The organism is Pseudogemmobacter hezensis (assembly GCF_013155295.1).
Taxonomy (GTDB): domain Bacteria; phylum Pseudomonadota; class Alphaproteobacteria; order Rhodobacterales; family Rhodobacteraceae; genus Pseudogemmobacter; species Pseudogemmobacter hezensis.
Genome location: NZ_JABJXT010000008.1, coordinates 133677 through 146871 on the forward strand (window position 1 = coordinate 133677; position 13195 = coordinate 146871).

15 protein-coding genes and 1 tRNA gene are annotated in these 13195 nt (G+C 62.4%); 7 read left to right on the plus strand and 9 right to left on the minus strand.

Annotated elements, in window-relative coordinates:
• Positions 1 to 31 precede the first annotated feature (31 nt).
• A complete protein-coding gene (locus tag HOY34_RS10890) occupies positions 32 to 247 on the plus strand; it encodes a hypothetical protein (protein WP_172362684.1) in 216 nt (71 codons plus the stop codon).
• 16 nt (positions 248 to 263) lie between these two features.
• On the opposite strand, the gene HOY34_RS10895 is transcribed toward HOY34_RS10890, so the two are convergent.
• Both HOY34_RS10895 and HOY34_RS10900 read right to left on the minus strand, forming a co-directional pair.
• The gene (locus HOY34_RS10895) at positions 264 to 2171 is read right to left on the minus strand and encodes an enoyl-CoA hydratase/isomerase family protein (protein ID WP_172362686.1); all 1908 of its coding nucleotides are present in this window, start codon (positions 2169 to 2171) and stop codon (positions 264 to 266) included.
• A 249-nt stretch (positions 2172 to 2420) separates the two neighbouring features.
• Positions 2421 to 2603 carry a hypothetical protein gene (locus HOY34_RS10900; protein WP_172362688.1) on the minus strand — a complete coding sequence of 61 codons (183 nt, stop codon included), beginning with the start codon at positions 2601 to 2603 and terminating at the stop codon, positions 2421 to 2423.
• A 172-nt stretch (positions 2604 to 2775) separates the two neighbouring features.
• Here HOY34_RS10900 and HOY34_RS10905 point away from each other — a divergent pair, with 172 nt between their 5' ends.
• Both HOY34_RS10905 and metG read left to right on the plus strand, forming a co-directional pair.
• Positions 2776 to 3213 carry a protein tyrosine phosphatase family protein gene (locus HOY34_RS10905; protein WP_172362690.1) on the plus strand — a complete coding sequence of 146 codons (438 nt, stop codon included), beginning with the start codon at positions 2776 to 2778 and terminating at the stop codon, positions 3211 to 3213.
• 93 nt (positions 3214 to 3306) lie between these two features.
• Positions 3307 to 5025, plus strand: coding sequence for a methionine--tRNA ligase (gene metG / locus HOY34_RS10910; RefSeq protein WP_172362692.1), 1719 nt, complete (start codon positions 3307 to 3309; stop codon positions 5023 to 5025).
• A gap of 108 nt (positions 5026 to 5133) precedes the next feature.
• Here the strand turns inward: metG and HOY34_RS10915 are convergent, their stop codons facing one another.
• The 3 genes from HOY34_RS10915 to HOY34_RS10925 form a co-directional block, all read right to left on the minus strand.
• Positions 5134 to 5430, minus strand: coding sequence for a DUF2218 domain-containing protein (locus HOY34_RS10915; RefSeq protein WP_253944384.1), 297 nt, complete (start codon positions 5428 to 5430; stop codon positions 5134 to 5136).
• Positions 5431 to 5560: 130 nt separating this feature from the next.
• Entirely contained in the window at positions 5561 to 6124 is a 564-nt protein-coding gene (locus tag HOY34_RS10920) for a hypothetical protein (RefSeq protein ID WP_172362694.1), read from the minus strand.
• 463 nt (positions 6125 to 6587) lie between these two features.
• The gene (locus tag HOY34_RS10925; protein WP_172362696.1) at positions 6588 to 6827 is read right to left on the minus strand and encodes a hypothetical protein; all 240 of its coding nucleotides are present in this window, start codon (positions 6825 to 6827) and stop codon (positions 6588 to 6590) included.
• Positions 6828 to 7116: 289 nt separating this feature from the next.
• Here HOY34_RS10925 and HOY34_RS10930 point away from each other — a divergent pair, with 289 nt between their 5' ends.
• Positions 7117 to 7350, plus strand: a complete 234-nt coding sequence (locus HOY34_RS10930) for a hypothetical protein (protein WP_172362698.1) — start codon at positions 7117 to 7119, stop codon at positions 7348 to 7350.
• A 177-nt stretch (positions 7351 to 7527) separates the two neighbouring features.
• On the opposite strand, the gene HOY34_RS10935 is transcribed toward HOY34_RS10930, so the two are convergent.
• The 4 genes from HOY34_RS10935 to mnmA form a co-directional block, all read right to left on the minus strand.
• Positions 7528 to 7881 carry a RidA family protein gene (locus HOY34_RS10935; RefSeq protein WP_172362700.1) on the minus strand — a complete coding sequence of 118 codons (354 nt, stop codon included), beginning with the start codon at positions 7879 to 7881 and terminating at the stop codon, positions 7528 to 7530.
• A 122-nt stretch (positions 7882 to 8003) separates the two neighbouring features.
• Positions 8004 to 8342 carry a hypothetical protein gene (locus tag HOY34_RS10940; protein WP_172362702.1) on the minus strand — a complete coding sequence of 113 codons (339 nt, stop codon included), beginning with the start codon at positions 8340 to 8342 and terminating at the stop codon, positions 8004 to 8006.
• Positions 8343 to 8551: 209 nt separating this feature from the next.
• On the minus strand, positions 8552 to 9427 hold the full coding sequence (locus HOY34_RS10945) for a hypothetical protein (protein WP_172362704.1): 876 nt from the start codon (positions 9425 to 9427) through the stop codon (positions 8552 to 8554).
• 326 nt (positions 9428 to 9753) lie between these two features.
• Positions 9754 to 10893, minus strand: coding sequence for a tRNA 2-thiouridine(34) synthase MnmA (gene mnmA, locus HOY34_RS10950; protein ID WP_172362706.1), 1140 nt, complete (start codon positions 10891 to 10893; stop codon positions 9754 to 9756).
• A gap of 127 nt (positions 10894 to 11020) precedes the next feature.
• On the opposite strand from mnmA, the gene sciP reads away from it, so the two are divergent.
• From sciP to HOY34_RS10965, 3 genes are all read left to right on the plus strand, one after another.
• Positions 11021 to 11299 (plus strand): CtrA inhibitor SciP, encoded by a 279-nt coding sequence (gene sciP, locus HOY34_RS10955; RefSeq protein ID WP_172362708.1) that lies wholly within the window; start codon positions 11021 to 11023, stop codon positions 11297 to 11299.
• Positions 11300 to 11410: 111 nt separating this feature from the next.
• Positions 11411 to 12124, plus strand: coding sequence for a response regulator transcription factor CtrA (ctrA, locus tag HOY34_RS10960; protein WP_172362710.1), 714 nt, complete (start codon positions 11411 to 11413; stop codon positions 12122 to 12124).
• Between the two features lie 883 nt (positions 12125 to 13007).
• A tRNA-Thr gene (locus HOY34_RS10965) sits at positions 13008 to 13083 on the plus strand.
• The last annotated feature ends 112 nt before the right edge of the window (positions 13084 to 13195 follow it).

The window sequence follows — 13195 nt, forward strand, 5'->3', positions numbered from 1 at the left end:
GGCGAGTGAAAAACTGGCGGAGTTTCAGCGCATGACCTATCTGATCTGGCCCGGGGCCTTCCTGTCGCTTCTGGGCGTGCTGGGGCTGGTCTGGTGTGTGATCAAAGGGCTGAGCATCCGCCGCTCAGGCGCCAGCGACGATCAGATGCGCCTTGAGCTGCGCAAGCTGTTCACGGTGAATTTCGCCTCGCTTGGGCTGTCGGTGCTGGGCCTTGCGCTGGTGATCCTGGGGATCTCGCTGGGCTGAAGGTTTTCAGCTGGCTTCAGGCCGCAGCCCGCCGCCCACCTTTGGAGACCAGACGATCCAATACCGGATTCGGCTGCCAGATGGCATCGTCGCCCTGCCAGCGCCTGAGGTCGCTGCGCAAAACCATCGGCCCGCGACGATCCGCCTGATGCATCGGCCCGCCCTGCCAGCGCGGGAATCCGTGGCCATGCACCATCAGGAAATCAATCGCCCGCACCGCGCTTTGCACCGTCACCGGCGCGTCGGGCGCATGGGTGCCGGGCACCACGCCCTCGCTGATCAGCCGATAGCCCTCATTCGCCATCGCGCCCAGCCAGCGGTGCAGCACCTCGGGGGCCTCCATACCGCGCGGCGGGGCCTCGCCGAATGGGTCTGGCAGATCGGGGATCTCCTGGCCAAAGCCGGTCAGAACCGAGGCCAGCAGGCGGCGCGGCACCCCCATGCCCAGCATAGCCTGCAAGGCGGCCTGCCCCGCGCCCACGACCTGGCGACCGATCTGCGGCAGCCCCGCGCTTAACACCGGCTGCAGCCCGAAACCACGCAAGAGCCGCCAGCTTGCCGCCAGCGCCTGCGGGCTGGCCGCGCCGGCCGTGCTGATCTCACAGACCCGCCCCGAAGGCGCGATCGTCAGCCCCGGCCTGCCCCTTGCGCCCCCGATCACCAGTTGCACGATCTGCGGAACCTGGCGCTGCATGCGGTCGATCAGATCACTGACCCGGCCATGCACCAAAAGCCCCGCCGCCTGAAGCGCGGCAATCGGCTGATGGGTCTGAAAGCGGGCCAGATCCGAATCCAGCTGCGCCGGGGTCAGCCGTCCGGCCCGCATATCCGCCGTCAGGCGCTCGCGCACCCAGCCGGTGATCCGCTCATGCGCGGCCATATCGCCCTCTTGTTCGGGCGCAGCCCAGATCACCCGCAAGCCGCGCCCAAGCGCCAGCAAAGCCAGCGCCGCCAGCTGCGGCCCGGCCCCGGCCAGCCCCAGCACGCGGATCTCTTCGGGCTGCAGGCGGGCGATCTCTGGCGGCAGCAGATGCGCGGCGCGTTCGGCCCGGGCGGCGGCGATCAGCCCCCGGCTTTCCGGGCTGGCCAGCAGATCCTCAAAGGCCACCGCCTCAAGCGCCAGCCCATTGCCGGGCGGCAGGTAAAGCGCGGCCTCTATGCAATCAATGATCCGCGCGGGCGCGGGCATCGGATTGCGCAGATGCGTCTCGCGGGCCTGCGCGATCACGGCGGCATATCCCGGCACATCGGCCAGACCCGCATCGCGGGCGATCACCGGGCGTGGCCCGCCCATGCGCAGCGCCCCGGCAATCGCGGCTGCACGAGGGTCACCCTCGGTCACCTGATCAGCCAGGCCAAGCGCCAGCGCCTCTTCGGCGCTGATCGTGCGGGCGTTGAGCAAAAGGTTCAGCGCCTCTTTCGGGCCGGTCAGCCGGGGCAGCCGCTGGCTTGATCCCGCCATCGGCGGCAAGCCCAGCCCGGCCTCGGGGAAAATGATCTTCGTGCCATTGGCGACCACCCTGGCATGGCAGGCCAGCGCCAGCTCGGCCCCGGGGCCTGCGGCCCGGCCATTCACGGCGGCCACCACCGGGGCGGACCAGGCGTCAAGCCTTTCGCAGATTGCGGCAAGCGTCGGCGCAGGCGTGATCGCATCCGCGCCCATCTCGACCAGGGTTGCCGCCGAGAAACAGCCACCCGCGCCTGAAATCACCACCGGGCGCAGGGCACGGTTTTCGGTCTCGGCAGCCATGATCTCTGCCTGCAGCGCGTCAAAGAGCGCCTGCCGGATCGCCGGCGTCAGGGCATTCAGCGGCGGATTGTTGATTTCCAGCAAAAGGACACGCCCATCCGGGCCGGCGTCACGCGAAACCAGCCCTGCGCCATCCGCATTCTCCCGCGCATCGCGCTCACCTGTCAGAGTCATGCTTCCGCCCTTCATGCCCCGCCTTCGACCGGCATTCTTCGCCCGACATTTCCATATTTGTAAACTTAACAGGAAATTACGGTTGCTTGACAAGAGGTTGCGCCGCCGGGGCGGCTCTTCGGGCGGAAAGATGTGCCAAAATGCCCGGTTCTGCGCTATCTGCGCACCCGCCTGCGCTGCCAGCAGGCCTGGCAATCCGTTCACGACATCAGAAACGGCCCCAGAAAACGGCAAAGCCCTTTGCGGCTGTTACGCCTGCCCGCGCCTGGGATCGTTTTTGCTGCCGAAGGTGGCCTTCGGTAAGATCCCCGGCAGAATATCCGCAAGCGCACACATCTCGGCCCAAAGCGGGGCCAGATCGGCCTGCGCCGGGGCCGCGACGCCTTCAGGGGCGCGGCCCCTCGTCTCGCCTGTCGGACCATTTCGCAGCATCGGATTTCCCTTCACCTCTGACGCCCGAACGGTAGCTTCGGGCTTAACCTCTGCCCCGGATAGTGGATTTCTTCTGCTTTGGGATTGATCGAGGTCAAGTTGGCGCACAGGGCTTCCCCCCTGCATCCTGCCGCGCTAGTCTGGCGCCGGAATTTGCAATCAGGACGTCAAGATGAATATCCGCCCGCTGAGTGAAACCTATGCCGTCTCGCCCCAGATCGACCCCAGTGATCTGGGCGCGATCAAAGCTGCGGGCTATGCCGCCGTGATCGACAACCGCCCCGATGGCGAGATCCCCGATGAGCTGCAGACCGCGCAGATGCGGGCCGCAGCCGAGGCCGCCGGCCTTGAATTCTTCGCCAATCCGGTGATCGGCGGCGCACTGACCATGGAAAATGTCACCGCCCAGGCCGAGGCAATCGCCGCCGCCAAAGGCCCGATCCTGGCCTATTGCGCCAGCGGCAACCGCTCTTCCATCGTCTGGGCGCTGTCGCAGGCGGGCACCCGCCCCGCCGCAGAGCTGATCGCCGCCGCCGAGGCGCATGGCTATCACCTGGCGCATCTGGCCCCCCAGATCGAGGCGCTGGCCGCCCATAAAGCCGAAGGCTGAGACAGCTTTACAGGGGCCGGATGCGCAAAGCTCTGGCCCTTGCGGCTTTGTCACGTTAAACCCCCGATCCGAACCGGTCGAAAGGCGCATTTGATGGCACGGATCCTGATCACTTCAGCCATTCCATATATCAATGGAATCAAGCACCTGGGCAATCTTGTCGGCTCTCAGCTGCCGGCGGATCTTTTCGCCCGCTATATGCGGGGGCGCGGCAATGAGGTGATGTTCATCTGCGCGACCGACGAACATGGCACCCCTGCCGAGCTGGCGGCGGCCAAAGCCGGAAAGCCCGTCGAGGACTATTGCCGCGAGATGCATGAAGTCCAGGCAGAGCTGGCCAAAGGCTTCCGGCTGAGCTTTGATCATTTCGGCCGCTCTTCCAGCCCGCAAAACCACCATCTGACCCAGGCTTTCGCCGGGGTGCTGGCCGACAACGGCTATATCCGCGAAGTGGCCGAGCAGCAGTTCTACTCGGTCGATGATGGCCGCTTCCTGCCCGACCGCTATATCGAGGGCACCTGCCCCAATTGCGGCTTTGAATCGGCGCGGGGCGATCAGTGCGACAACTGCACCAAGCAGCTGGACCCGACCGATCTGATCAATCCGCATTCGACCATCTCTGGCTCGACCAATCTCGAGCTGCGCGAAACCAGGCATCTTTACCTGCGCCAGTCAGAGCTGAAAGATCAGATCGAGGCCTGGATCGACAGCAAGAAAGACTGGCCGATCCTGACCACCTCGATTGCGAAGAAATGGCTGCATGACGGTGACGGGCTGCAGGATCGCGGCATTACCCGCGATCTGAAATGGGGCATTCCGGTCAAACGCGGCGACCAGCCCTGGCCCGGAATGGAGGGCAAGGTCTTCTACGTCTGGTTCGACGCCCCCATCGAATATATCGCCTGCACTGCCGAATGGGCTGACGCACATGGCCGCCCGGCTGCCGACTGGCTTCGCTGGTGGCGCACCGACAAAGGTGCCGATGACGTCACCTATTATCAGTTCATGGGCAAGGACAACGTCCCCTTCCATACGCTGTCTTTCCCGGCGACCATCCTTGGCTCGGGGCAGCCCTGGAAGCTGGTCGACTACCTTAAGTCGTTCAATTACCTGAATTATGACGGCGGCCAGTTCTCGACATCGCGCGGGCGCGGCGTGTTCATGGACCAGGCGCTTTCCATCCTGCCCTCGGATTACTGGCGCTGGTGGCTCTTGTCACACGCCCCCGAAAGCGCCGATTCGGAATTCACATGGGAGAATTTCCAGGTCTCGGTGAACAAGGATCTGGCCGATGTGCTGGGGAATTTCGTCAGCCGCATCACCAAATTCGCAAAGTCGAAATTCGGTGATACGGTTCCGGCAGGCGGCGCTTATGGCCCGCAAGAGACCGCGCTGATCGCCGATCTGACCACCCGCATCCGCGAGTATGAGCGGCTGATGGACGCGATCGAGGTGCGCAAAGCTGCGGCAGAGCTGCGGGCGATCTGGGTTGCCGGCAATGAATATCTGCAATCCGCCGCCCCCTGGTCGGTGGTGAAAACCGATCCCGATGCTGCCCAGGCGATTGTGCGTTTCGGCTTTAACCTGATCCGGCTTTACGCGGTTCTGTCGCGCCCCTTCATCCCGGATGCGGCGGCGGCAATGATGGCCTCGCTGGCCAAAGAGGACTGGTCCTGGCCTGATGATGTGGCTGCAGCCATGGCGGCGGTCGCGGCAGATGACGCCTTCACCGTTCCCGAAAACCTCTTCGGCAAAATCACTGATGAGGAACGGGCCGAGTGGCAGCAGCGCTTTGCAGGCATCCGCAGCTAAGCGCGCCAGCCCCCTGATAAATCACTGATGGTAAATCACTGATTTTTCGCAAATCATTCCTGACTGCGCCCCCACAGATATGGGGGCGCAGTCAGTTTGGCGGCAGCCTCAGGCGGCCTCGTCCATCTTCCAGGCAAAGCCCGAAAAGCCATCGCGGAAGGCAAAGGTCACCAGGTGTTTGTCGACGATGTAGCGCGCCTCGATGATGCTGCGCACATCCTCGCCCGAGACGCGGACTGACAGCCCGGTTTCATCGGCGCTGATCTCCATCGGGCCCGGGCCCAGCACAGCGCGGCCCTGATGGGCGTCAAATTCCACCTCGATCTTATGGGCGAAATGCTTGCACAGTTGTTGCAGATATTTCGAGCCACTTGCGGTTTCAAAGCGGGCGGAAGAGGTCAGCATCTGTTCATCCTTACATGTTCACCGTCTGATCCTGGAATGTCGCGGCGCTGCGGGCAAGGGCAGGCTGCGCAGATCACGCTGGCGATACGGTTCAGGAATGCACAGCCAAAGCCTGGCAAAGCGGAATGCGCTAATGCACCAGGCGCAGATGCCGCCCGCCCGGCCGATGCGTCGGCCGCAATGAGGGCCTTTGCGGCAGATCGTCCTGCCTGCCACTTTGGCAGCCCGGGGCGATGTCGTGCCTTTCCTCGGCCGCCGGAAAGCGCGCGCAGAAAGACAGCGCGACCTGGATCAGCATCGGATCCATCCGCCCGCCCGTCACCTCCAGCACCGGGGTGCGGGCCAGATCGGCGCGGTCACGGCGCATGGCATGCAGCATCAGGCAAAAGGCTGCCTCTTCCGGGGTCGCCTGCTCGCGACACGAAATGCACAGCGGATTGGCATAGTGGAAATCCTCTTGCCGGGCCTGGCGCAGGGCCTGGATCACCGCCAGCAGGCCATGGGCGATCTGCGGCCCCCGCGCCTGCCCCCAGCGTTCAGCCGCAATCGCATAGGCGTTCTGCCAGGCCTGGCTCTCGGGCCGCGCAAAGGCGGTCATGAAATGCCGCGTCACCGCAAGCAGCCCGGTCTCAAACACATCGAGACCCAAGGTGGAAAGCGCCACAGCATCGGCAGAGGCAATATGGTCAGACATCGGGGCAACGGGCTCCGGTCGGGCCGCATGTGAGCGGTCAGCAAGACAGGGCTGCCTGTCAGACAATGCCCCGGATGGCGCATCGCCGACACCCCCGCGTGCAATCACAAGGCGGCACAGGTGTGGGGATCAGAGGGATCCAGTTTTCAGTCAGGTGGCAGAAATGCCCGGTGATCGAAAACAGCCAACCGGGCCATACACTGCGGGGGCGCATCCATATCGCGCCGGACGGCAGAGTTTTAACGCCTGATCGGGCATGTTCCGGATCTGGCGATAGCTGGATCCCCCATTCCCTACTGAAACAGTCGCCAATAAGCAAGCCCCAATCGCCCCACCACGGGATCAGGCACAGAGGTGCACATGGCGGCGCATATGGAGGCGCACAATCCCAGGCCATACGCTGCTGCGTGCAGGCTGAAACCTGTCACCGGCAGGTTGCGCACTCATCCGGCTGCGGCCTGCCTCAGTTCTGATTTGCCGCGACATGATTGCGGGCCATATCCGGCGCCTTTTCGCCCGGCACCGGCGGCGTCATCGTGGCGCTGTCATAGGGCGCCAGCCCGGCAGAGGCCCTGCCCTCGCTCAACAGATCACGCGGCAGAATCAAAAGCAGCATCACAAAGCCATAGGCCAGCCCGAAAAGCACTATCGAAAGCCTTGATGCCCGCGGCAAAACGCTGCGCTTTCGCAAGGATACAGTCATTGTCATCCCCCTCGACAATAGCAGAACCAGGATCAGGCGAGTCCCCCTCAGTATCGCATATTATCCTGGTGCTGCGGTCCTCAGTTCCGGCCAGGACCGGGAACAATGTTCCGCCCCCCCAGTAAAGATCGAAATGATGAGAAAACCGTGAAGGAAAATTGCGGCATTGCAGAAAATTTTTCGCGGCCGCAGCATAGATGTGCTCAGGCCCGACCTGCTTTAATCTGCCCCTGTTCCGGTGCCGCGCAGCCTGCCGCCGTGGTGCGCGTTTCAAGCAATGACAGGGGCAATGACAGGGGAAGTGAGAACTTCCCCACCTTTACAACAGGATGAACCGCATTATCGTCAAAGATCACGCGATGCAGCAAATGCGGACGTGGCTCAAAGGCCCATCAACGGGCCACCAGACAAGGGGATTATGATGGCTGCCGGACCGAATATTCTGGAAATTTTGGTCAAGCTGACCATCGCTTGCCCCCCCGTAGGGATCGTGCTGTCCTACTTTGGGCTGGCTCTGATCTGAACGCGCGGCCCAGAGTCCACGATCTGCGCCCACGATCTGCGCCCGCGATCTGCGCCCGCGATCTGCGCCTCCCCCCCCCCCGTAAGCGCGCAGCAAAAGCAGATGCAAAACCCCGGTTCCAAAAAATAAGGGCCAGAAGGGAAACCCCTTCTGGCCCATCATTCTGACCGCTGTTGATTACTTCAGCGCGGCGGTCACGATCACTTCGACGCGGTAATCCGGCGTCGCCAGTTTGGCCTCGCCGGTTGCGCGGGCCGGGGTGTTCCCCTGCGGCACCCAGGCATCCCAGACCGCATTCATCTCGGCGAAATCGGCCATATCGGCCAGCCAGATCTGGGTCGAAAGGATGCGGGTCTTGTCGGTTCCAGCCTCGGCAAGGATCCGGTCAACCTCGGCAAGGCAGGTGCGGGTCTGATCGGCCACGCTGTCGCCCGGATTGCCGACCTGCCCGGCCAGCCAGATGATGCCGTTGTAGGAAACGCCTTCCGACATGCGGGCACCAACGCCGTAACGCTTGATTTCTGAAGTCATTCTGATCTCCCTGATCGCTGGACCTGTGACATGAATAGCGCTGGAAGGTCTGGATGAAAAGCATCGCCGGCCAGAAGTCAGCCGCATGCGCCCCGGCCAGGCCAGGCATCCAGGGCGGCCGCCTAATCTTTACGGCGGCACAGGTAGCTGTCGCCACTGACCGGAGAGAACCAGGTCATGGTGCCATCAGGATTCATCGCCAGCGAAAGCTGGTAATCATCGGCGAATGTCAGGGTGAAGGTATCGCCCTCAGCCGCGACATCCACAATCTCCATCAGATCATCACCGGCTTCGTAGGCCGTATCTGAAAAGCTGAAGGTGCCGACATCGCAGTCCCAGACCCCTTCAAAGGCCCAGTTTCCAGCCTGCGCAGCAAGCGGAAAGCAGGCCAGAGATGCGGCAAAGAATGTGGCGCGCAGCGCGGCGACAGCAGTCTGGCGGGCTTTCACTGAAGGCTGCATAGATCGCTCTCCGATTCCTCTGGCAGGAAAAGATACCGCCCCGGGCACCGAACGGCCAGCGCCCGGGGCATGATGTCACGGGTTCCCGCCGATCGTGCCGCCCCAGAAACTTCGGCCCATACAGGCGCGGCGCGGACCTCATCCGGATGCCCCTCCGGGCGCCCGGCGCGGGCGGATCGGCGCGGCCAGAGCGGCGCGGGCAGACTGGCTCAGGCGCCGATCAGGGTTACGCCCGGCAGGCTGCGGATCAGCTCGATATCTTCGTGATAGGTCATGGTCAGCTGATCGACGGTGTCCTGGGTCCAGCCGGGCAGCGAAAACTCCATATTCAGCTGCTCGCTGAGGCCGAATTTGTCCAGGAATGCCGAGACGACACGCCGCCTTTGGCTGACCGAGGCGGGCGGGTGGCTGGCCAGATAGCCGCGCATGCGCGCCACCCCATCGCCCGCCATGATCATCGAAAGCAATTCGTCGGTGTCCGCAAGAACCGTGTCGTCTTTGAAGCCTGCCACCGCCTGCAGCACCTCTGGCCAGATCAGCGGCGTATCCTCGTCACACCAGATCGTCAGCGGCGCATCGGGGTTTTCAGCGATGATCTGCTGCACCACATCCGACCAGCGCAGCTGCGTGACATCGGTGCCCTCGATGAACTCTTCAAAGCTGCGGGTGGCCTTTTGCTTTTCATAAAGCGCCGGAAGCCAGGTGGCCGGGTTGCGGATCGCCAGGAAGAAAGAGGCCTCGATATGCGGGAAGATCTGGGTGAAGGCCCGAATCCGCTCGCCCGCGAAACCATAAAGACGGCCGCGCAAAGCCCATTGCGGGAAGGCAAGGAAACTGTCCCAGCTAAGGATCATCCGGGATGCATTCTCATCATCCATGATCTGCCCCAGCACCAGCGCCTGGGTCTCGACATTGGCCGGAGCACCGCGCAGCTGCACCGCGGTATCCCGCAAAAGCCTGCGATAGCGGGTCGGGGCAGGCACAAGAATGCCCTCTGCGGCCAGGGTCGCGCGGTTTTTTAACAGGCAACGGATCAGTCGCTCTTCATCGGTGCAATGCACACCCAGATGATAAACAATGCGCATTACGTTAAAATACCCCCGCTAAAAACCTTCCCCCCTGCTGTCAGGAGAGAGGGCCACTACCTCATATACGCCCCGATAAGCACTGGCAAATCCGTTTGTAAGCTGCAGAGAATAACCGGGACAGCCCTAATAGCATCCGGTTAAGATAGTCCTGGCGTCAAAGCCCCCCGCAGACGCCATCAAACATGCTGCAGCAGAAAGATCGGGGGCGATGCCCGTCGCGCCCCTCGCCCCGGTTCGCCCCCGGTCCGTCGCGCCCGGTCCGTCGCGCCCGGTCCGTCGCCCCTGCCCGGCCGTCATATCGGCCTTCGGATCGGCAAAGATGCTCAGTACCCGCGCCAGATCCAGCCGCCGCCAAAGATCCGGCTGCCTTCATTTTCGTAGAAAACGCAGGCCTGGCCGGGGCTGACGCCATCCTCTGGCTCGATCAGTTCGACCTGGGCCTCGGTTTCCGAGAGCGGCCGGATGATCGCCGGGCGCGGCGCCCGGGTCGAGCGCACCTTGGCCATCACATGCCATTCGGGCTGGCTGGTCAGCGGCGCGTCGCCCAGCCAGTTGATCTCACGCACCGGGATGACCCGGGTCGAAAGCGCCTCTTTCGGCCCCACGATCACCTGGCGCTTGTCCGCATCCAGCTTCACCACATAAAGCGGCTCTCCGAGGCCACCGATGCCCAGGCCCTTGCGCTGACCGATGGTGTAATGGATCACGCCGCGATGCTCACCGAGGACCCGCCCCGAAAGATCGACGATCTCGCCGGGCGAGGCCGCATCGGGGCGCAGCTTCTCGATCACGCTGGCATAATTGCCATTCGGCACGAAGCAGATGTCCTGGCTGTCGGGCTTATCCGCGACCGGCAGGCCGTATTTCGCGGCCAGCGCACGGGTTTCCGCCTTGGACTGCAGATGCCCCAGCGGGAAGCGCAGGTAAGACAGCTGCTCTGGCGTGGTCGAGAACAGGAAATAGCTTTGGTCGCGGGCGGCATCGGCGGCTGAGTGCAGCTCTGGCCCGCCATTGCCCAGCTTGCGCTGGATATAATGGCCGGTCGCCATGCAATCGGCATCCAGCTCTTTGGCAGTCGCCAGCAGATCCTTGAACTTCACCCGCTCGTTGCAGCGGATACAGGGCACCGGGGTCGCGCCGGCCAGATAGGCCTCGGCGAATTCCTCGATAACCGCCTCGCGGAAGGTGTTCTCGTAATCCAGCACGTAATGCGGAAAGCCCATCGCCTCGGCCACGCGCCTTGCGTCATGGATGTCGCGGCCCGCACAGCAGGCGCCCTTTTTCGCCAGCGCCGCCCCGTGGTCATAAAGCTGCAGCGTGACGCCGACAACATCATAGCCCTCTTCCTTCAGCTGGGCCGCCACGACCGAGCTGTCGACGCCGCCGGACATGGCGACAACGACACGGGTGTCTTTCGGGGCCCGGGCAAAGCCGAGCGAGTTAAGGCTGGTATCAAAGGGCATGAGGGTCACCGATCCGGGATATGCCGGAATATATGAAAATCTTCCATACTCTCAAGGGCGCGGTTCAGCAATGTTTAAGCGTAACGCGTCAGGCTGGGGTCTGTAACCCTGTTGAACGGAAACCGCGATGTATCTCAGACGTGTTGACGGGCCTCGTCAGGTGACCTTGCCGGATGGCTCGATCCTGACCCGTGCCGACCTTCCCGCGCCCGAAACCCGGCGATGGGTGGCCAGCCGCAAGGCGCTGGTCGTTCGTGCCGTCGTTTATGGCCTGATCACCACCGAAGAGGCACGCGAACGCTATGCCCTTTCGGAAGAGGAATTCGGCCTTTGGTGCGAGGCCGTCGAAAAACATGGCGAGAAGGCCCTGAAGGTCACCTCAATTCAAAAATTCAGACAACTTTAGATTGCATTGAGAAATCGGTCTGCCACTGTGGGAAAAGTAACCCTGCCTTAACCAGTGGCTGGCAGTCTCGTTAACGAAGAAGCCTGACAGCCCGGACCGGAGATTTCAAATATGCGTATTTTGCTTGTCGAAGATGACCCTACCACCTCGCGCAGCATCGAGCTGATGCTGACCCATGCCAATCTGAACGTCTATTGCACCGATATGGGCGAGGACGGGATCGATCTTGCCCGTCTTTATGACTACGATCTGATTTTGCTTGACCTGAACCTTCCTGACATGAGCGGGCATGAGGTATTGCGCCAGATCCGCCTGTCGCGGGTTGAGACGCCCATTCTTATCCTTTCCGGCTCTGACGATACCGAAAGCAAGCTGCGCGGCTTTGGCTTTGGGGCAGACGATTATCTGACCAAACCCTTCCACCGCGAGGAGCTGGTTGCACGGATCCATGCGATTATCCGGCGATCAAAAGGGCACAGCCAGTCGACGATCCGCACCGGCCTTGTCACGGTGAACCTTGATGCAAAAACTGTTGAGAGTGAAGGCAAAACCATCCACCTGACCGGCAAGGAATACCAGATGCTCGAGCTGCTTTCGCTGCGCAAGGGCACGACGCTGACGAAGGAAATGTTCCTCAACCATCTTTATGGCGGCATGGATGAGCCAGAGCTGAAAATCATCGACGTATTCATCTGCAAATTGCGCAAAAAGCTGTCCGAAGCCACCGGCGGCAACAACTATATCGAAACGGTCTGGGGCCGCGGTTACGTGCTGCGTGACCCCGAACCGCTGGAGGCGGCGGTTGGCGGAACGGCAGTAGCCTAAGCATTCGTCGCCGCTGTCTTGCTGATATAATTCCGCCTTTGGACCCGAAGGCGCGCTTCCGGGGCGGGTTATATCACAGCAGCAGCCCGGCCAGGCAGGCGGCCCAGTCATGCTGTCGGCCCAGTCAGCGGAGGACAGAACGAAGTGATCGGGGTTCAAGCCTCCGCCAGAGGTTTTGATCGGCCTCATTGTCGCCTTCGGCACATTGTCGTTTCTGGCGCGTCGCAGCTGGCGACGAGGGCGAGCCTCATACCGTCTCTCGCGCGAAAAAGCGGCTGCTTTCTTCAGAATGTCACGCTCCACCCGCAGCCGGGCGACCTCTTTCTTCTATCGGCCAGTTCGGCCCGGATCGGCCCATTCCCGGGAAATGCATCAGGCGGTGTTGCAGTCAACTCCCGCACCCAGCGGCGCAAAACACTCTCCGCCAGATCGAGGTCACCCGCCGCCTGCGCCACCGCCCCCACCGGCCCGTCATCAGCCTCACGGCATCTGCTTTGAACTCGCGACGGCACTTCCGGCTCGTCATATCTGCACTCCAGTTCCATGGTCACGATCTTATCTTCGTGTCCAGGAAACCAGCAGCAACTCATATGTAGCCCCTTAACCATGGGAAGGTTTCCCGTCTGATCTCCTGGCTGCATCATAAGGCCTTGCGTCAGGGTTTCATTCGCAGCCGCCGCCCTGCTCCGGTGCTGGCATGGCGCGCCATGCCGCCACTCTCAGGCTGACCAATCAACCTGGGCCGATTACTCTGCTTCGAAATAGTTCATCACAGCCAGAACGACCCGGCGAAGGTCACGCGTAGCAGCCACGATACACAATTGCAGAGCGATCAGCCCCGTGTTAGGAAACCCGACAGCTATCAGGATGTCGTCAGGACAAAGCCCCTATAGCTCAGCTGGTAGAGCATCTGATTTGTAATCAGAGGGTCGGCGGTTCAAGTCCGTCTGGGGGCACCATAAAATCAAACACTTAGACGCAAAAAGCCCCGCCCATTCGGCGGGGTTTTGCTTTGGGGGAACACCGGGGGAACAGCCTCACGCCGCCAGGGGAACACCCGCCAGAATCACC

Excerpts from the sequence above, each read along its gene's own strand:
- HOY34_RS10890 (WP_172362684.1), top strand. The coding sequence starts at position 32 with ATGACCTATCTGATCTGGCCCGGGGCCTTCCTGTCGCTTCTGGGCGTG.
- HOY34_RS10895 (WP_172362686.1), bottom strand. The coding sequence starts at position 2,171 with ATGACTCTGACAGGTGAGCGCGATGCGCGGGAGAATGCGGATGGCGCA.
- HOY34_RS10900 (WP_172362688.1), bottom strand. The coding sequence starts at position 2,603 with ATGCTGCGAAATGGTCCGACAGGCGAGACGAGGGGCCGCGCCCCTGAA.
- HOY34_RS10905 (WP_172362690.1), top strand. The coding sequence starts at position 2,776 with ATGAATATCCGCCCGCTGAGTGAAACCTATGCCGTCTCGCCCCAGATC.
- metG (WP_172362692.1), top strand. The coding sequence starts at position 3,307 with ATGGCACGGATCCTGATCACTTCAGCCATTCCATATATCAATGGAATC.
- HOY34_RS10915 (WP_253944384.1), bottom strand. The coding sequence starts at position 5,430 with ATGCTGACCTCTTCCGCCCGCTTTGAAACCGCAAGTGGCTCGAAATAT.
- HOY34_RS10920 (WP_172362694.1), bottom strand. The coding sequence starts at position 6,124 with ATGTCTGACCATATTGCCTCTGCCGATGCTGTGGCGCTTTCCACCTTG.
- HOY34_RS10925 (WP_172362696.1), bottom strand. The coding sequence starts at position 6,827 with ATGACTGTATCCTTGCGAAAGCGCAGCGTTTTGCCGCGGGCATCAAGG.
- HOY34_RS10930 (WP_172362698.1), top strand. The coding sequence starts at position 7,117 with ATGACAGGGGAAGTGAGAACTTCCCCACCTTTACAACAGGATGAACCG.
- HOY34_RS10935 (WP_172362700.1), bottom strand. The coding sequence starts at position 7,881 with ATGACTTCAGAAATCAAGCGTTACGGCGTTGGTGCCCGCATGTCGGAA.
- HOY34_RS10940 (WP_172362702.1), bottom strand. The coding sequence starts at position 8,342 with ATGCAGCCTTCAGTGAAAGCCCGCCAGACTGCTGTCGCCGCGCTGCGC.
- HOY34_RS10945 (WP_172362704.1), bottom strand. The coding sequence starts at position 9,427 with ATGCGCATTGTTTATCATCTGGGTGTGCATTGCACCGATGAAGAGCGA.
- mnmA (WP_172362706.1), bottom strand. The coding sequence starts at position 10,893 with ATGCCCTTTGATACCAGCCTTAACTCGCTCGGCTTTGCCCGGGCCCCG.
- sciP (WP_172362708.1), top strand. The coding sequence starts at position 11,021 with ATGTATCTCAGACGTGTTGACGGGCCTCGTCAGGTGACCTTGCCGGAT.
- ctrA (WP_172362710.1), top strand. The coding sequence starts at position 11,411 with ATGCGTATTTTGCTTGTCGAAGATGACCCTACCACCTCGCGCAGCATC.